The organism is Pseudomonas marvdashtae (assembly GCF_014268655.2).
Taxonomy (GTDB): Bacteria; Pseudomonadota; Gammaproteobacteria; order Pseudomonadales; family Pseudomonadaceae; genus Aquipseudomonas; species Aquipseudomonas marvdashtae.
Genome location: NZ_JABWQX020000001.1, coordinates 4,123,859 through 4,143,002, shown reverse-complemented (window position 1 = coordinate 4,143,002; position 19,144 = coordinate 4,123,859). Strand labels below are relative to the sequence as shown.

At 60.5% G+C, this 19,144-nt stretch carries 10 protein-coding genes; all 10 read left to right on the top strand.

What is annotated here, in order from left to right; all coding sequences use genetic code 11:
• Window positions 1–2 precede the first annotated feature (2 nt).
• The 10 genes from HU742_RS18715 to HU742_RS18670 all read left to right on the top strand — a co-directional run bounded on the left by HU742_RS18715 (window position 3) and on the right by HU742_RS18670 (window position 18,904).
• Window positions 3–3,509, top strand: coding sequence for a glycosyltransferase family 2 protein (locus tag HU742_RS18715; protein WP_186643003.1), 3,507 nt, complete (start codon window positions 3–5; stop codon window positions 3,507–3,509).
• 310 nt (window positions 3,510–3,819) lie between these two features.
• Window positions 3,820–4,557 (top strand): flagellar basal body rod protein FlgF, encoded by a 738-nt coding sequence (locus HU742_RS18710; protein WP_186637225.1) that lies wholly within the window; start codon window positions 3,820–3,822, stop codon window positions 4,555–4,557.
• A 49-nt stretch (window positions 4,558–4,606) separates the two neighbouring features.
• Window positions 4,607–5,392: a flagellar basal-body rod protein FlgG gene (flgG, locus tag HU742_RS18705; RefSeq protein WP_057448533.1), complete on the top strand. Its 786-nt coding sequence runs from the start codon at window positions 4,607–4,609 to the stop codon at window positions 5,390–5,392.
• Window positions 5,393–5,455: 63 nt separating this feature from the next.
• A complete protein-coding gene (flgH, locus tag HU742_RS18700) occupies window positions 5,456–6,151 on the top strand; it encodes a flagellar basal body L-ring protein FlgH (RefSeq protein WP_186637222.1) in 696 nt (231 codons plus the stop codon).
• A gap of 60 nt (window positions 6,152–6,211) precedes the next feature.
• The gene (locus HU742_RS18695; RefSeq protein WP_186637408.1) at window positions 6,212–7,282 is read left to right on the top strand and encodes a flagellar basal body P-ring protein FlgI; all 1,071 of its coding nucleotides are present in this window, start codon (window positions 6,212–6,214) and stop codon (window positions 7,280–7,282) included.
• Between the two features lie 14 nt (window positions 7,283–7,296).
• Window positions 7,297–8,598: a flagellar assembly peptidoglycan hydrolase FlgJ gene (flgJ, locus tag HU742_RS18690; protein ID WP_186643318.1), complete on the top strand. Its 1,302-nt coding sequence runs from the start codon at window positions 7,297–7,299 to the stop codon at window positions 8,596–8,598.
• A gap of 10 nt (window positions 8,599–8,608) precedes the next feature.
• Window positions 8,609–10,675, top strand: a complete 2,067-nt coding sequence (gene flgK / locus HU742_RS18685) for a flagellar hook-associated protein FlgK (protein WP_186643004.1) — start codon at window positions 8,609–8,611, stop codon at window positions 10,673–10,675.
• A gap of 13 nt (window positions 10,676–10,688) precedes the next feature.
• Window positions 10,689–12,254, top strand: coding sequence for a flagellar hook-associated protein 3 (locus HU742_RS18680; RefSeq protein ID WP_186643005.1), 1,566 nt, complete (start codon window positions 10,689–10,691; stop codon window positions 12,252–12,254).
• A 110-nt stretch (window positions 12,255–12,364) separates the two neighbouring features.
• A complete protein-coding gene (locus tag HU742_RS18675; protein ID WP_186643006.1) occupies window positions 12,365–15,946 on the top strand; it encodes a glycosyltransferase in 3,582 nt (1,193 codons plus the stop codon).
• Between the two features lie 63 nt (window positions 15,947–16,009).
• Entirely contained in the window at window positions 16,010–18,904 is a 2,895-nt protein-coding gene (locus HU742_RS18670; protein ID WP_186643007.1) for a TIGR00180 family glycosyltransferase, read from the top strand.
• The last annotated feature ends 240 nt before the right edge of the window (window positions 18,905–19,144 follow it).

Here is a 19,144-nt window from a genome sequence, read left to right as displayed (position 1 = left end):
GTATGACCACCCCATCCCTGCATGGCAAGCCGCGTCACCCTTACTATATCGCCGCCCCCCACTATCGGGAGACATCCTCGGGCGTATGCGTACTGCATCACCTGTGTCACGTTCTGAACCTGTCCGGCTACGAGGCCTATCTCACGCCATGCCAGGTCAATCCGAAACTGCGCACCCCGATCCTTACCGACGAGTTGCGTCGGCAGCACAGGTCGCTAGGCTTGGCGCCCATTGCTGTGTATTCCGAGGTGATAGACGGTAACCCAATAGACGCACCGATCGTAGTCCGTTACATGCTGAACCGTGAAGGCTTCCTCACGGGTCGTGGGATAAACGCGAAAAAATCAGACCTGTTTTTCTATTACACCCAGGATTTCGGTGGCGAGAGCGATAACAGTAACCTTCTCCTGTTGCCGGTCATCGACTCGGAGTTGTTTTCACCGCCAACCGAGCCGGTGCAGCGCACCGGCAACTACCTGTATCTGAACCGCATCGACAGATCTAAGGTCGACTACTCGACGTTGCCGGACGATATCGAAGTCCTGAGCATGGCCAACCCGAAGACCCTGGCCCAGGTGGCACAGATTTTTCGCACGGCTTCGACGCTTTACAGTTACGAAATCTCATCTACGTGCACTGCGGCCATGCTCTGTGGCTGTCCGGTTATCTACATGCCCGGCGGTCACGTCAAGACTCAGCCTTTCGTCGAGCAGTTTGGTAACGCGGGCGCTGCGCTTTACGACGAGCCCGGGGGGCTAGAGCGCGCCCGCGCAACCGTGATGCAGGCGCGCAGGCGCTGGCTGGACATCGAAAAGGCCTTTTGGCCCCAGCTGGAGCGTTTCATTGATATCACCCAGCAGACTGCCATCCAGTACGCCATTGACGCGCATGTACCCACCGTCAAGGACTGGCTGCGCAACCGTGTACTGACGCCGATCCAGCAGCGACTTGTCGACGGGCGTCGTCAGCAACTCAGCGGACAAACCAGCCTGACGCTGTTGATGCGCGATCCTTTGGGCGACTTCAATGCCTTGAGCGATACCTTGGAAAGTCTTGCGCTGTGGCGATCGCGTTCCTCGATCAGCTTGCGCATGGTGGTACTGAGCACCTCGCCATCGCCTGTCAATCTGCCGGACAACCTCCACTGGCTGACCTGCGCCAACCCGGGCGCCGTCGAATTGAACGAGGTTCTGCAGGCAGACGACAGCGACTGGGTCATGCTGCTGACGGCTGGTGACGAGGTCCTGCCCGGCGGCACGTTGATGCTCGACCTGGAGCTGCCGGGCGCCGATGGCTGCCGGATGATTTACTGCGATGGCATGTATCGCTCGGAGAATGGGCCCCAAGCGGTTTTTCGGCCTTGCATCAACCTCGACTACCTCCTGAGCCTGCCATTGACAATGGCCAACCATTGGCTGATCCGTCGCAAACTGGCGTTGGAGGTCGGTGGATACGATCCACAGGTGCCAGCGGCGCTTGAGCTGGACCTGATCCTGCGTTTGATCGAAGCCGGGAGCATGAATGGCATTGCCCACCTGAGCGAACCGCTGGTAGCCAGCAACGCGCCGACGCTTGCCGATAACCCTGATGAGTTGCATGCCTTGCAAAGGCACCTGGACAATCGCGGTTATACAAATGCCAGGATCCTGCAGGAACCAGCCAGGCATTACCACATCAAGTACGGTCATGATCAACAACCACTGGTGTCGATCCTGATTCCTACCCAAGACCAGTTGCCTCTGCTGCAGCGCTGCGTGGAAAGCCTGTTGTCGAAGACCCGCTATCCCCACTTCGAGATCATCCTGATCGACAATGGCAGCGAGGCCGAAGAGGCGCTCATCTGGCTGAGCGAGATGGAGTCGATCGGGGGTGACAAGGTCCGCGTCATCCGCTTCCCCCATCCGTTCAACTTCAGCGCCATGAACAATCTGGCGGCCAGCCAGGCCCGCGGCGAGTACTTGGTGTTGTTGAACAACGATACGGCAGTCATTCGCGAAGATTGGTTGGACGAGCTGCTCAACCACGCCTTGCGCCCGGAAGTAGGGGTTGTCGGCGCCAAGCTGGTTACCCCGGCAGGTACCGTCCAGCATGCGGGTCTGATCACTGGCCTGCGCGGCCCCGCTGGTAGCCCCTTCATTGATCAGGCTGCCAGCGGCGGTGGCTACATGCAACGTCTGCTGGTCGACCAAAACACCAGTGCGGTCAGTGCCGCGTGCCTGATGATCCGCACGGCGAACTACCTGGAAGCTGGCGGCATGGACGACACACTGTTTCAAGTCACCTGCAATGACCTGGACCTGTGCCTGAAAGTGGCGAACCTTGGCTATCTGAATGTCTGGACGCCTCATGCCGTGCTCTTGCATGAAGGTGGAGCGACCTGGTCAAGCATCGGCAAGGACCCACTCAACCAGCGACGCTTCGCCATGGAGCAAGAGCAGGCCTTGAGCAAATGGCTGGGCGTCCTGGCCAATGATCCCGCCTACAACAGCAATCTGTCACTACGGGGTGCCGGCTTCGAGCTGGAAGCCATCAACGAACTGACCTGGCGACCGCTGTCCTGGCGGCCGCTTCCGGTGGTGTTGGTGCATCCTGGGAAGTCGGCAAAAATCGCCAGTCCACGTATTGTCGAGCCGTTCACGGCTTTGCGTGACGGCGGCAGAATCGAAGGCTGCATCAGCAACAGCCTGTTACCGGCGACGACGCTTGCGCGCTACAACCCCGACGTCATTATTTTCCAGCATCAGGCCGACCCACTGCGCCTGGAGCAGATGCGGCACATCCACACCCTCTCCAAAGCGTTCAAGATCCTTGAACTGGATGTACTGACGCCGCAGGCTCCCGGATGGATGGCTTCGCTGCAACAAGCGGCGAACCTGGTCGACCGTATCGTTGTGCCAACGCCTGCGATGGCCCAGGCCTGTGCCGGGCTGCACCAGGATATTCGTGTTCTCGAAACACGCCTGGGCAGCAAATGGCGCAACCTCGCCACTGTGCGCCAGGCGTCTGGTATCACTCGCATAGGTTGCGCGATCGACCCGGCGAAGCCTTTCGTCCAGCCGTTGATCCTCGGCCTGATGCAAGCGTTGGCCGGTCAAGTGGAGTGGGTGCTCTGGGGGGATGTACCTGGATATCTGCAACCGCTCGCCAGCGAGGTTCATGACGAGGTACACGACAACCCCGAGGTCATGGCCAGCCTCAATCTGGATATCGTCCTCGCGCCACAGGGCTTCGGCCAGGCCGACGAAGGCGCCGGTCCGCTTCATCATCTCCAGTATGGCGCTTGCGGTTACAGCGTAATCGGCAGCGATGCCGCCGGTAGCCTGAGCGATCTCGCTATCACGCGCGTCGCTGACAGCCCAGAACAATGGCTGGAGGCGATCAATGCTCATCTGGCAGATCGGCAGGCCTCACGGCAGCAAGGAGAGCGACTGCGCGAGCAAGTGCTGGGCCGTTGGGTCTTTGACGATGCCTATGCGGCGCACTGGGTTCAGGGATGGTTGCCCAACTGACGGAGGCCTGAGAGTGGCGGTAGGGCGTGCGCCCGGCCGCCCGACTGTTTATCCGACCGATCCGTGGTCTGCTCGCGCAGACTGCGCCATACCGCGCTGGAGCGGGGGCGATCAAAGGCTGGCACTTGCCACTTAGCGGCATGACACCGCCGGTTTTTCGTCTCCGATACAGTTCCCCACCCCCCGCCAAAACCCCCAAGCCCTTTGTTTACCGGGCCCCTGCGCGCCAGAAAAAAGTTGGTCTGCAAATTGCTTGAGGCTGTGTAACACAGCAGTGGACGGCAAACGTCCGGCATGCAGAGGAACGACAGTGGACAAGTACCTTTATGTGGCAATGACCGGCGCCAGCCAAAACGCGCTGGCGCAACGGGCCCATGCCAACAACCTGGCGAACATCTCCACCAATGGTTTTCAGAAAGACCTGGAGCAGGCACGTTCGATGCCGGTGTTTGGCGACAGCTTTCCGGCGCGGGCGTTTGCGATGTCCGAGCGTCCCGCCACCGACTTCACCCCGGGTGCGCTGATTGAAACCGGTCGCGACCTCGACGTGGCGGTCAGCGGCCCGGGCTGGATGGCCGTGCAGAACCCAGACGGCGGCGAAAGCTACGTGCGCACCGGCAGCCTCAATGTCGATGCGCTGGGTGTGCTGCGGGCCGGCAACGGCATGCCGGTGATGGGCAACGGTGGTCCGATCGCCGTGCCGCCGGAGCAGAAAATCGAGATCGGCCAGGACGGCACCATCAGCATCCGCGCCATGGGCGAAGGCCCGCGCGTGATGGCTGAAGTGGATCGCATCAAGCTGGTCAACCCGGACCTCAAGACCATGACCAAGGGCCTGGACGGTTCGATCCGTACCAAGGACGGCCAGGCGGCGCCCATCGATGCCAACGTGCAATTGGTGTCGGGGTTCCAGGAGGCGAGCAACGTCAATGCCGTGGACGAGATGACTTCGGTGCTGGCCCTGGCCAAGCAGTTCGAGCTCCACGTCAAGATGATGACCACCGCCAAAGAAGGCGATGAAGCCATGGCTCGGGTCTTGCAGATCTAACTATTAATTACAGCGTTGCGCCGAAAAACAGGCGTACGAGGAGAATCGAATGCTTCCGGCTCTTTGGGTTGCCAAAACAGGCCTGTCCGCCCAGGACACCAACCTTTCCACTATTTCCAACAACCTGGCGAACGTTTCGACCACGGGTTTCAAGCGTGATCGCGCCGAGTTCCAGGACTTGCTCTACCAGGTAAAACGCCAGCCGGGCGCCCAGTCGACCCAGGACAGCGAATTGCCGTCGGGCCTGCAAGTGGGTACCGGTGTGCGCATCGTCGGCACCCAGAAAAACTTCAACGCCGGCAGCCTGCAAACCACCGAGCAGCCGCTGGACATGGCCATCGACGGTCGCGGTTTCTTCCAGATCCTGCAGCCGGACGGCACCACGTCCTACACCCGTGACGGTACGTTCCACCTCGATTCCAATGGCCAGATCGTCAACGCCAGCGGTTTCGCCCTGGAGCCGGCCATCATCATTCCGAACGATGCCCAGACCTTCACCGTGGGCCGCGACGGCACCGTGTCCATCACCATTGCGGGCAACCCGGCCTCCCAAGTGATCGGCAACCTGCAGACCGCTGACTTCATCAACCCGGCCGGCCTGCAAGCGGTGGGTAACAACCTGTTCATGGAAACCGCCGCCAGCGGCGCGCCGCAAGTCGGCACCCCGGGCCTGAACGGTTTCGGCACCACGCTGCAGAACACCCTGGAAACCTCGAACGTGAGCACCGTTGAGGAGATGGTCAACATGATCACCACCCAGCGCGCCTACGAGATGAACTCCAAGGTGATTTCCACCGCCGACCAGATGCTCTCGTTCGTTACGCAGAATCTGTAATTACGTCGCAAAATCCGTAGACAGGGCGGCCTGAGGCCGCCTGCAACACCAAGAGGTAGGGTCATGAATCGCTTCGTATCTGTTCTGGCACTGAGTGGGATCACCGCACTCGCGGGCTGTGTCGCGCCAACGCCACGGCCCAATGACCCGTACTACGCTCCGGTGTTGCCGCGCACACCGTTGCCGGCTGCGGCCAATAACGGTTCGATCTACCAGGCCGGTTTCGAGCAGAACCTGTACAGCGACCGCAAGGCTTTCCGGGTCGGTGACCTTATCACCATCACCCTGAACGAGCGGACCCAGGCCAGCAAGAACGCTAACTCGCAGGTCGACAAGACCAGCGAGACCAGCGTCGGCTTGACGTCGTTGTTCGGCTCGAGCCTGACCACCAACAACCCGATCGGCAGCAACGACCTGAGCCTCAGCGCCGGTTATGGCGCCGACCGTGCCACCAAGGGCGACAGCAAGTCGGGACAGAGCAACAGCCTGACCGGCTCGATCACCGTGACCGTTTCCGATGTCCTGCCCAACGGCATCATCGTCGTACGGGGCGAGAAATGGCTGACCCTCAACACCGGTGATGAACTGGTGCGCATCGCCGGCATGGTCCGCGCCGATGACATCGCCACCGATAACACCGTTTCGTCCACTCGCGTGGCCGATGCGCGCATCACCTATTCGGGCACTGGTGCCTTTGCCGATGCGAGTCAGCCAGGTTGGTTCGACCGTTTCTTCCTCAGCCCGAAGTTCCCTTTCTAGGTGGCCCAGTTGAATCTTAAGCGGTTGAACCTCAAACAGCTGTTGATCGGCGCCCTGGCAATGACGGCAGCCTTCAGCGCTCAAGCCGAGCGCCTGAAGGACATCGCCAGCATTTCCGGCGTGCGTTCGAACCAGTTGATTGGCTACGGCCTGGTCGTGGGCCTCAATGGTACCGGTGACCAGACCACCCAGACTCCGTTCACCCTGCAGACCTTCAACAACATGTTGTCGCAGTTCGGCATCAAGGTGCCGGCCGGTTCCGGCAACGTGCAGTTGAAGAACGTCGCGGCGGTGTCCATCAGTGCCGATCTGCCGGCGTTCGCCAAGCCGGGCCAGCAAGTGGATATCACCGTTGCGTCCATCGGTAACTCCAAGAGCTTGCGCGGCGGCACCTTGTTGATGACGCCGCTCAAGGGTATCGACGGCAACGTCTACGCCATCGCCCAGGGCAACCTGGTGGTAGGCGGTTTCGACGCCGAAGGTCGCGACGGTTCGAAGATTACCGTCAACGTTCCGTCGGCCGGTCGCATCCCCGGTGGTGCGTCGGTGGAACGTGCGGTGCCGAGCGGTTTCAACCAGGGCAACAGCTTGACCTTGAACCTCAACCGTTCCGACTTCACCACGGCCAAGCGCATCGTCGACAAGATCAACGACATGCTCGGCCCAGGCGTGGCCCAGGCCATCGACGGCGGCTCGATCCGCGTCACCGCGCCACTGGATCCGAGCCAGCGCGTCGACTACCTGTCGATCCTGGAAAACCTCGAGGTCGATCCAGGCCAGGCGGTGGCGAAAGTCATCATCAATTCGCGCACTGGCACCATCGTGATCGGCCAGAACGTCAAGGTGTCCCCGGCCGCCGTGACCCACGGCAGCCTGACCGTGACCATTACCGAAGACCCGATCGTCAGCCAGCCCGGACCGCTGTCCAACGGCCAGACCGCCGTGGTACCGCGTTCGCGGGTCAACGCCGAGCAGGAAATGAAGCCGATGTTCAAGTTCGGCCCGGGCACTACCCTGGATGAAATCGTCCGGGCGGTGAACCAGGTCGGCGCGGCGCCGGGCGACCTGATGGCGATTCTCGAAGCCTTGAAGCAGGCCGGCGCGTTGCAAGCCGACCTGATTGTGATTTAAGGAAAACGGCCATGGTGGATATGCGCAAAGGCGCTTTGACCAGCGGGGATTCAGCCTCCTATTCGGACCTGAACCGTCTTAACCAGCTCAAGGTCGGCGACAAGAACAGTGAAGGCAACCTGCGCAAAGTGGCGCAGGAATTCGAGTCGCTGTTCCTCGGCGAAATGCTCAAGTCCATGCGCTCGGCCACCGAGGTCTTGGGCAAGGACAACCCGATGAACACGCCGGAAGCCAAGCAGTACCAGGAAATGTACGACCAGCAGTTGGCCGTTTCCATGTCTCGCGAAGGCGGCGGCATCGGCCTGGCCGATGTGCTGCTGCGCCAGATGTCCAAGAACAAGCCGCTGGCCTCCGGCGAGGCGGCCACGTTGTCGGCCGCCAAGCAGCAGGAGGCGCTGGAAAAAGTCGCCAAGGCACCGGTGCCTACGCCAGTGGCCGCCGGAACGTTGCCCGATGGACCTTTGTCGCGCAGCAACGGCCAGCGTCCACTCTGGGCTTCGCGGGCCGTGAGCGCGCCGCAAGGGGCCGAGGGCATTCATCGCAACGACATGGAGCTGATCAACCAGCGTCGCCTGGCCCTGCCGCCGAAGCTCGCTGATCGCTTGCTCGCCGGCTTGGTGCCGCCAGCCGCGGTCAACGCTGAAGTCGTCGCCCATAACGTCCTGCCGGATCGCGCCGTTACCGCCGTCAAGCCCGCCACCGGTGAGCTGGCCAATGGCGACTGGCTGGCTGCGCTCAAGGCTGCCGAGCCCAAAGGCGACCTGCAGGTCTATGGCCGCGCCGTGGCCCAGCCACCGCTGGCACCCGCTCGCAAGGCCTTCCGCGATGCCGATGAATTCGTCGACGCCATGCTGCCGATGGCCAAGGAAGCTGCCGACCGCATCGGTGTCGATCCGCGCTATCTGGTGGCCCAGGCTGCCCTGGAAACCGGTTGGGGCAAATCGGTCATGCGCCAACCCGATGGCAGCAGCAGCCACAACCTGTTTGGCATCAAGGCCAGCAAGAACTGGACGGGCGATTCGGCGCGCGCCATCACCAGCGAATTCCGCAATGGCGAGATGGTCAAGGAGACGGCCGAGTTCCGTTCCTACGCCTCCTATCGCGACAGCTTCCATGACTTGGTCAACCTGCTGCAAAGCAACAGTCGCTATCAAGATGTCCTGAAGTCTGCCGATAACCCGGAACAGTTTGTACGCGAGTTGCAGAAGGCCGGTTATGCCACCGACCCGAACTACGCCAGCAAGATTTCGAACATAGCCCGGCAGATGACGAGTTACCAAAACTACGCTTCGGCTGGCGCCACCACGACTTTATAAGGTCTGAACCATGAGTTTGCTCAATATCGGGATGTCGGGTCTGTCCGCAAGCCAGACCGCACTGGTGACCACGGGTAACAACATCGCCAACGTCGATACCGCTGGGTATTCGCGTCAGCAGACCGTGCAGACCACCAAGGCGTCGAACCAGTACGGCAACGTGTTCATCGGCTCCGGCACCACCCTGGCGGACGTTCGCCGGGTGTATAACTCGTACCTTGAAGCGCAGTTGAAAACCACCACCTCGCTCAACAGCGACGCGGCGGCCTACCAAGGGCAGATCTCCCCGCTTGACTCGCTGTTGTCGGACAGCGGCACCGGCCTCAATGGCGCATTGACCAAGTTCTTTGCTTCGGTGCAGAACGTCAACGCCAAGCCGGGTGACGATGCGTCTCGCCAACTGCTGCTCAGCGATGCCCAGGCCTTGAGCAACCGTTTCAACTCGGTCGCCAGCCAGTTGACCGCCCAGAGCGAGAACATCAACGGCAACCTGTCGAACATGGTCGAGCAGATCAACAGCCTGGCCACCACCGTCGCCCAGTTGAACAAGAAAATCGCCGAAGTCTCCAACGCCGGCGGTGCCCCGAACGACCTGCTCGACGCCCGCAGCGAGACCATTCGCCAACTGTCGACCTTCACCGGCACTCAAGTCGTCGAGAACGGCAGCAGCCTGGACATCTACCTGGGTTCCGGCCAGCCGCTGGTGATGGGCAACATCACCAATAAATTGGAAGCGGTGCCGGACAAGAATGACCCGGGCCGCATTGGCATCCAGCTCAATAGCGGCTCCAGCGTCATGGACCTTACCCAGGTGCTCACCGGCGGCGAGATCGGCGGCCTGATGCGCTACCGCAGTACCGTGCTTGATCCTGCGATGAACGAGCTGGGTCGCGTGGCGCTGGTCGTCGCCGACCAGATGAACAGCATCCAGGCTTCGGGCATCGACAAGAACGGTGCCTTCGGTTCAAACCTGTTCAGCAGCATCAACAGCGCCGCGCAGATGAGCCAGCGCAGTGTCGCCTCGCTGGGCAACAGCGCCGGATCCGGCAACTTCAACGTGTCCATCGAAGACACCGGCAAGCTGACCACCAACGACTACAAGATCACCTTCACCAGCGGCACCAACTACACCGTACAGCGCTTGCCTGATAACACGCCGATGGGCGCGTTCAGCACCACGACCACGCCGCCACCGGTGGTCGATGGTTTCGCCCTGACGTTCGGCAGTGGCCCCGCGGTGGCCGGCGACTCGTTCAAGATCACCCCGACCCGCAACGCGGCAGGCAGCATCAAGACCGAGATGACCGACTCCAAACGGCTGGCGATTGCCGCGCCGTTGGGCGCCGCCATCACGCCGGGCGGCAGCGGCACGCTGACCATCCCGGCCAGCGGCCAGCCGACCATGACGACGAAGCTGGACATCTACGACGAAGCGACTACCAGCATCATCCAGAACGGCATCAAGAATTCCATGCCGGTCAAAGTGGTGTTCGGCGCGACTTCGGCCGGTGGCACCAGCCAGGCCTACCGGCTGCTCGATGCCCAGGGCGGCTTGATCAGTAGCGGCACGATCACGCCCGGCCAGAACAACACCCTGAGCCTGAGTGTTCCACTCAAGGACGCAACCGGCGCCCCGATCATGGATTCGTCCGTACCGCCGGTGCAGCGCACCGTCACGTTCGACATGTCCATCGCCGGAGCGCCATCCGACGGTTCAGGTATCAACGTCAGCCTCAGCCAGCCCGGCAGCCTGGACAACCGTAACGGCACGATCCTGGCCGGCTTGCAGACCGCCAAGACCGTGGACACCAACTCCGCCAGCAAAGGCATTTCCCTGAACGATGCCTATGGCAAGCTGGTGGAAGGCGTCGGCGCCAAGGCCGCCCAGGGCAAGCTCGACAGCGCTGCCACTGGCGCGATCCTGGACAACGCCAAGAACGCCCGCGACTCGCTGTCCGGGGTGGACCTGGATGAAGAAACCGGCAATCTGGTCAAGTTTCAGCAGTACTACACCGCGTCTTCGCAAATCATCAAGGCGGCGCAACAAATCTTCAGCACATTGATCAACAGTCTTTAAGGAGCCGTAGCCCATGCGCATTTCTACCTCTCAGTTTTACGAAAGCACGGCTGCGAACTACCAGAAGAATTTCGCCAAGGTGGTCAAGAGCAGCGAGGAAGCCAGCAGCCTGGTACGTGTGAACACCGCCGCCGATGATCCGGTGGGCGCTTCGCGTCTGCTGCAATTGGGCAACCAGGCTTCAATGCTTTCCCAGTACGAAGCCAACGTCACCACCATCAAGGCCACCCTGGGCACGACCGAAGCGGTTATGACCAGCATCGGCAACGTGTTGCAGCGCGCCAAGGAATTGGCCGTGAGTGCCGGTAACGCCGCTTACACCGACGTAGACCGTAAAGCAGTCGCGTTGGAATTGGGTTCGATCGAAGATCAATTGTTGAGCCTGATGAACACCAAGGATGAAAACGGCAAATACATCTTCGCCGGCTCCAAGGGCGATGTCGTACCGTTCACCCGCAACGACGACGGCACCTACAGCTACAACGGCGACCAGGTCACCCTGGACCTGCCGATCGGCGACACCATGTCGATGGCCACCAACAGCACCGGTTGGGAAGTGTTCCAGCAAGCCGTCAACACCAGCCGCACCCAGGTCACCATGACCGCGCCGGCGGTGGATGATGGGCGCGTCGTGTTGACCAACGGCCAAGTGTCGTCCAGCGTGAGCTACAACAGCCAGTTCCGCGGCGGCGAGCCGTACACGGTGGAATTTGTCAGCGGCACCCAGTTGAAGATCACCGACTCGGGCGGCAACGATGTGACCGCCGAAGCCAGCAAGGGCGGGGTTATCGAGCCTAGTAACCAGATCGGGCAGACGGTGAGCTTTCGCGGTGTCGACCTGACCTTGAACGTCAACCTTCAAGCGGGCGACGTTGCCGGCACGGTGTTGCCCGGCCATACCTTCACCTTGGCCGCCAAACCCGATTCGTTCACGCCGGCCCGCAGCCCGGGCAATACCACCGCGACCCAGATCACCGGCAGCGCAATCACCGATCCGGCGGCCTACCACGCCAGCTTCCCGACGGGGTCGGCGGTGCTGAAATTCACCAGCGCCACGGATTTCGACCTGTACGCCGCGCCACTGACCGCCGACAGCAAGCCGGTGTCCAGCGGCACCCTGGCGGGTAACGTCGCCACCGCATCCGGCGTGAGTTTCACACTCAATGGAGCCCCGGCGACCAACGATCAGTTCAGCATCGCGGTCAATACCCACGAGACGCAGAACGTCCTGGACACCGTGAACCAGTTGCGGACCGCTTTGAACACGCCGGCCGACGGTAACAACATTGCTATCCAGAAACTCAATGCGGCACTGGCGTCGGGTATTGGTAACCTGGCCAGCGGCACCGACCAGTTGACCAGTGCATTGAGTTCGGTCGGCGGGCGCGGCCAGTCGCTCGATACCCAGAGCGATACCAACCAGAGCTTTGTCCTGGCGAACTCGCAAACCCAGTCGGCCATCCGTGATTCCGACCCGGCGGAAGTGATGACGCGCCTGACCTTGCAGCAGACTATGCTTCAAGCGTCGCAGTTGGCGTTTAGCAAGATCGCTCAATTGGGCTTGTTCAACAAAATGTGATCCAGGGCAGGGACCGTGACGTTATAAGCGGTCCCTGACCCGTTCCTTTATACGATTCAGGACGTCCTGCTCTCGCCTGAGTTGGCGCCCACCGGTTGAGAGCCAAGCGTGTGAAATCAGCTCCTCTTGTCAGCATTGCCATCCCCGCGTTCAATCCATGCTTTTTCAATCTTGCCTTGCAAAGTGCGCTCGACCAGACCTACGAAAATCTTGAGATTGTCATCTGCGACGATTGTCGCACCGATGAAATCGAGCAGATCGTTCAAGAACTTGGCACAGGCTCCAATGTTTCAGTGCGCTACCTGCGTAACCCGACTCGGCTTGGGTTCCAGCAGAACCTGTTGCGCTGTCTTGAGGAGGCCCGGGGCGAGTTCATAAAGTTCCTCTGCGACGACGACCAGTTGCTGGCGTACTGCGTCAGTCAACAGGCGGCCATCCTCCAGGAGCATGCGCAAGTCTCGCTGGTGATCAACAAGCATCATTTGGTCGATGCCGACAGCTATGCCTTACCGGTCCGCTTGGAAAACACCGGCATCACGCTATTCGATGCGATGTTCAAAGGCGACGACCTGTTAGCGTATTTTGAAAAATCACCGCGTAACATCCTCGGTGGTTTCAGTGGTGCGCTGATGCGCCGTCTGGATGTCGAGACCTTGTTGCCAGCGCTGGCGCAGGTCGGTGAAGGCTTTGAAGCTGTACTCGACTTCGCGTTGTTCATCTGCCTGTTGCGCCGCGGTAATCTGGTCGAGCTTTGCTCCGTGGGCAGCGTCCAGCGGTTGTATCCGGAACGCTTGAGTCGTCAGCCCAAGATGATTACGGCGGCTACGCTTGAGCTGACATGGCTCAAGGAAATGCTGACTCAGCGCAGCGGCGAGCCGGCGCCAGCCAGTGGCTGGGTACGTTACCAGGCGCTGGGGCAGGCCAAGGAGCCAGGGGCGCCCGAGTGGGAAGAAATCAACGTCTACTCGATCCTTGCAACTCGTCAGGGCGTTATCGGTTCGCAAGTCGGTACGGACACCGAAAGCTATGCAGACCTTTATGCCCAGTGGTTGGCGTGTCGGCGTTTCAGTTCGTTGCGCAAGCAAGTCTTGTCCCGGCAGATCGCCCGCTGGGCCTATCGTCCGATGATCGTCCCCGTCATTATCGACGAGCATGACGATCCTTATGCGTTGAGCATTACCCTGCAGAGCATCGCTGCCCAAGCCTATGCCTGCGAATCGGTGCTGCTGTTGTCCAACGGTCGCCAGACGATGGACAACCATGTCCTGCGCCTTGGTCTGCAAACGGACTGGGCGCAGCAGCTCAATGGGCTGTTGCCTCAACTGGACGGCGCCGATTGGTTCTACCTGCTGCGTGCCGGCGATCGCTTGACTGAGTCCGCGCTGCTGATCATGGCCGACCGGATTGTCAGTTCACCAAGTGCTGCCTGTATCTACAGTGATGAAGGTGCGCTGGTGGATGACAAGTCGGCGGAGCCGATCTTCAAGCCCGACTTCAATCTCGACCTGATGCGCGGTTATCCCTATGTCGGTCGGACATTGGCTTTCGAGCGCGCGCGGTTCCTGACCTCGGGTGGGTTTGATTCGAGCCTGGGCGAACTGGCGCCCCATGACTTGATCTGGCGGCTGGTGGAAACGGATGGACCGCAGGTCATTGGTCATATTCCAGAAGTCCAGGTCGAGTCGACGTTTTCGTTCGCCCAATGGCTATCCCTGCGGGAAGTCATCCAGCAAAACGTCGGGCTGATCGGCGCTCATCTACAGCGTATCGGCGTGCCGCACCGGCTTCACCCAGGGTCGCTCCTGGCGTTGATCCCACGCATCGAGTACCTGTTCGCCGAGTGTCCACTGGTGTCGATCATCATCAGCGTCAAGGATGATCTGAGCGCGCTGGAGCGTTGCGTCAACAGCCTGATCAGTACAACCGCGTATCCGCACTATGAAATCATCATTGTCGATAACGCCAGTGAAAACGCCGAGTTGCAGCACTGGCTGCAGGCCATGGCCGAGCTGGGCAGCGAGAAGTTGCGAATCTTCGTGCACTCCGAAAGTGCCAGCGAGGCGGTGGTCCGTAACTTCGCCGCGCAACAGGCCCGCGGCGAGTACCTGTTGTTGCTCAACCCCAATTGCGTCGTTTGTGAAGCGGCCTGGCTGGATGAACTGCTCAATCATGGGCAGCGTCCTGAAGTCGGTATCGTCGGCCCTCGCACACTCAACCTGCAAGGCCGGGTCATCGACTCCGGCTTGATCATGGGGCTGGGTGGCTTGGCGGGTAGGGCCTTTGTCAACGAACCGGTGACGTCTGGCGGCTACATGCAACGCTTGCAGGTGGTGCAGAACTGGAGCGCCGTCGGCGATCATTGTCTGTTGGTGCGCAAGCAGGTGCTGGGGGAGGTGGGCGGGTTTGACGAGACGATCACAACACAGGGCATCAACTCTCTGGAGTTGTGCCAGCAGGTCGGAAAAAATGGTTACTTGATCGTCACTACACCTTACAGCAATGTCGTGCTGGCGTCCGGCGTGGAAGCGACTCGTGATCCTTCGTGGAAGCAGCGGCTAGAGCATGAGCAAGAGGTGTTCTATCAGCGCTGGTTGCCGAGGATCGCCAACGATCCTGCCTACAACCGTAACCTGACCCTGGTCGGGAAAAGCTTCAGTCTTGAGCCCGGCCCACGCACCGGATGGAATCCGTTGATCGCCCGCAACGTACCTTCGATCCTGGGGCTGGCGCTCAACACCTCGGCGGTGGGGCATTACCGGGTCAGCCAACCGCTGTTCGAACTGGAAGCGGCGGGTCGAATTGTGGGACGTGTTGCCTACGACATGCCTTCGATCATCGACATCGAGCGTCAATCACCGGATGTGATCGTGCTTCAAGGCCGCTATAACACCGGTAAATTCAAGGACATCACTCAGGTCAAGAATTACTCCAAGGCCCTGCGCATCTACGAGCTGGATGACTATGTGGCCAGGATCCCGGAGAAAAACGAGCACAGGCGTAATATGCCGGACAATCTCGAGGACCTGCTGCGCCGAGGAGTCGGCCTGTGTGATCGGGTCGTGGTGTCCACCCATCCGCTGGCGGACGTCTTGTCCAGCATGCACCACGACATCCGCGTGGTGCCGAACATGCTGGCGGCCGGCCTGTGGAATCAGCTCAGGAGCCAGCGTGCAACCTCCAGCAAGCCGCGTATCGGTTGGGGCGGCGGCACCAGCCACCGTGGCGACCTGGAACTCATCGCCGATGTCGTTCGGGAATTGGCTGACGAAGTTGAATGGGTGTTCTTTGGCATGTGCCCCGACTTGCTCAAGCCCTATATCCATGAGTTTCATCCTGGCGTGAGCCTGTCGCTTTATCCGGCAAAACTTGCCAGCCTGAATCTGGACTTGGCCTTGGCGCCGCTGGAATTTCATATTTTCAACGACTGCAAAAGTAACCTTCGCCTGCTGGAATACGGTGCGTGTGGCTATCCGGTCATTTGTTCGGATACCGAGGCTTACCGGGGGCACCTGCCTTGTACCCGGGTCCTCACCAACAGCACCGAAGAATGGCTGGAGGCCATCCGCATGCACCTGGCGGATCCGATTGCCAGTTACCGGATGGGCGACGAATTACGTGAAGTGGTGCTGCGCGACTTTGTCTTGCGCGGCGATAACCTGCAGTACTGGGCCAATGGTTGGCTACCGGATTGATGAGTTTCAACCACGAAACTCCCGGTGTCGCTGGTGCGGCCACCCACTTGTTAAGGAATGAATATGCAAAGCAATGTCCCAACAGGATCGACTGCGCCGTTGAATGAACGGTTTACCCTGGTGCTGCTCGCCCACGACCAGTCGACTGCCCTGCGGCGGGCGTTGCGCCACTATCGCGACAGTTCGTTCGCCGTGCTGGTGATCGACTCATCCAGCCTGATTGACGCTGGGATCGCGGCAGCATTCCCCAGCGTGCAATACCTGCACGCGCCCACGGCGGGTGGGTTCGGTGACAAGGTTCGCCAGGCCGTCGAGCGGGTGTCTACGCCTTACCTGGCGATTGCCGATGCCGAGAGTTTCCTGCTGCCCCAAGCGCTCGAACAATCGTTGATGTTCCTCGAAGCACACGCCGAGTACGGTGCCTGCCAAGGCTACAGCCTGGCGTTCGAGGCCCATGCCGACCGTGTCGACTATTACTTGCTCGATCGCAAGGGTTGTGAGGATTATTCCGGCGCATCGGCCGAAGCCCGGCTGGCCGTGTTCGCCGAGGATTGCCCATCGTTGGTGAGCGCACTTACGCGCACTGAAACCCTGCGGCGCAGTTACGCTTCGTTGCCCGCCGGTTTTGATTCGCGATTGCAGCAGGCCGGCCATTCCTATGGAGTGGTGGCCCAGGCAAGGGTCCGCTTGCTGGACATTCCCTATGGGGTGCAGGAGCGCAGCCGCGTGGTGAAGCCACAGGGCTCGGTCACCACGGCGCCTGGCTCCGTGGACATGCGTGCGGTCGCTGAACAGGAGCGTTTTGCCACGGCCTTGGCCAGTGCCTTCGGCACGGATGCCACGGCGCGGGAACAGGCCAAGATCATTGTCAAGAAGCTGGGCGAGCGTTCGGTACCGCAAACAGAAAAACTGTTCGAGTCGACTTGGGATTCGCGGCGCGGCGAACCGGTTCGGCGTTTCGAGCCGACGCAATACGTTGAGTTGCCCTTTTACAACCAGGCTTTTTTCGACGTGCTCACGTCGCTGGAATTCCTGCTTCATGCGGCGCCAAGCGGGCAGGTGCAGTTGAAGGAGCTGGAAGCCGTCATGCTCAAGCAGAAGGAGCTGTCTCGCCTCCAGCGCAACACCAGCGCCGAGCCGCTTGATGAACAGCTGGCGAGGGCTTTCCTGAGCTATGCCTTCAACCAGGATCTGGTGAAGCACCTGCTCGAGGTTATGCAGGCCAAGGGTGACAAGCGTTACGTGCAAGTGCTCCAGGCCTGGGTGCAACGGCTCAAGGCGGCAGCATTTGAAAATACCGCGAGGCTGTTCGACACCACGCGCTCAGGTCAATTGCTGCGCTGGCTCGAGGCGCGTGAACCCAGCGCCAGGGAAACCCATCAAGTATCCAAATACTTGGCCGCTCGTAACGGTGGCCCCACGTTCGGTATTTTGATCCTGGATTTGGAAGCCGACGTCTTTAAGATGCAGGCAACCTTCGACAGCATCATCAATGGCTATTGCCGGGCGTTCAAGATCGTCGTGTTTACCACCGGTGCCCTGCCGGCCGAGACGACGCCACAGAACGTCCTGCATTTCGTGAGAGTCAACGAAAGCAATTACGTCGACAAAATCAATCAGGTCGTCAACCAGAGCGATTGCGATTGGATGGTCATGGCCGAGGCCGGTGATGAATTGACGCCGGGCGGCCTGTTCCGCGCGGGTGTGGAATTACTGGCCGCACCACAATGCCAAGCCGTGGCAATGGACGAGTTCCAGCGCCAGCCTGACGGGACGCTGGTCGATGTCTTTCGGCCAGGGTTCAACCTTGACTTGCTGCAAAGCGCCCCGGCCTTGATGGCCCGTCATTGGCTGGTACGCCGCGAGACGTTGGTAAGGCTCGGCGGTTATTCGCGCGAGTTCAAGAATGCGATGGAGTTCGATCTGCTGTTGCGTTTGATCGAGCAAGACGGCCTGGACGGGCTTGCCCATTTGGATGAGCCGCTGCTGACTTGCCAGGCGCTGGCGGTGGAAGACAACGCCGATGAGCGCAAGACCTTGCTGCGTCACCTGGCGGTTCGCGGTTATCAAGCCGACGTGAGCGCGGTCGTGCCGGGTACGCATAAAATCGACTACCGCTTTGCCGAGCGCCCCCTGGTGTCGATTATCGTCCATGGCATCGGCGATCTTACGGCGCTACAACGTTGCCTGCTCAGCGTACTGCAGCGCACCCGATATCAGCGTTACGAAGTACTGGTTCCCACCGAGGCCGCAAACCATTCCGTGCTGCGCACCTGGCTCGATGGCCAGGGACACCTGGCCAGTCGCGTTCGGCTGTTGGATATCGACGCGGGCGTCGCGGCGGGGACGCTGATCAACGCTGCGAGCCAGGAAGCCAAGGGCGATTATCTGGTGACACTGGCGGCCGACAGCGAAGTGGTCAACGTCAATTGGATTGAATCGCTGCTCAACCAAGTGTTGCGCCCGGAAGTTGGCGTGGTCGGCGCCAAGCTGGTCGAGCGTGATGGCAGTATCACCCAGGCCGGCCTGATCCTGGGTTTGAATGACGGCGTTGGCTCGGCATTCGTCGGCGAGCCGAAGACCGCCAAAGGTTATATGAACCGGTTGGTGGTCGAGCAGAATTGTTCGGCGGTGTCCTTTGCCTGCCTGATGATTTCCAAGCAGTTATTCGAAGCGGCTGATGGCGTTGACAGCGGGCTGTTCGACGATGCCTTGGGTGACGTGGACTTGTGCCTGAGGGTCGGTCAGGCTGGTTATCTAACGGTATGGACGCCCCATGTGCAGGTTATCCAGTCCGGAGTGCTGGCAAGTACGCCGCAGGCTCTTGCGGCGTTGCGCGAGAAGTGGTTCGGGGCGTTTGCCCAGGATCGGTTCTACAACGGCAACCTGGCGCTGGAAGGCGAGGGTTTCGCCCTCGGCCCGGTGCGCAACGTACCCTGGACCGACTTGCTCAACTGACCTGCCCCATAGCCCCGCCTTGCGGGGCTTTCCATAGATGTCGGCAGGCAAGAACCTGCTGGCATCTTTTGCGAATCACGCCGCCATCCCGAATTTGTTTTCGGCGTCCCGTGCCATCGCGGGAGCTTCGTTTGTCATGAAAAAATGCCTTTCCAGAACAAAACGGCGTGACGCATAGGTCACAAAGTGCATCTTCACTGTATTGTATTCCCCGGAGTGGAGGCCTGTTCGTTCGCCGGA

Excerpts from the sequence above, each read along its gene's own strand:
- HU742_RS18715 (WP_186643003.1), top strand. The coding sequence starts at position 3 with ATGACCACCCCATCCCTGCATGGCAAGCCGCGTCACCCTTACTATATC.
- flgG (WP_057448533.1), top strand. The coding sequence starts at position 4,607 with ATGCTTCCGGCTCTTTGGGTTGCCAAAACAGGCCTGTCCGCCCAGGAC.
- flgH (WP_186637222.1), top strand. The coding sequence starts at position 5,456 with ATGAATCGCTTCGTATCTGTTCTGGCACTGAGTGGGATCACCGCACTC.
- HU742_RS18695 (WP_186637408.1), top strand. The coding sequence starts at position 6,212 with ATGACGGCAGCCTTCAGCGCTCAAGCCGAGCGCCTGAAGGACATCGCC.
- flgK (WP_186643004.1), top strand. The coding sequence starts at position 8,609 with ATGAGTTTGCTCAATATCGGGATGTCGGGTCTGTCCGCAAGCCAGACC.
- HU742_RS18680 (WP_186643005.1), top strand. The coding sequence starts at position 10,689 with ATGCGCATTTCTACCTCTCAGTTTTACGAAAGCACGGCTGCGAACTAC.
- HU742_RS18670 (WP_186643007.1), top strand. The coding sequence starts at position 16,010 with ATGCAAAGCAATGTCCCAACAGGATCGACTGCGCCGTTGAATGAACGG.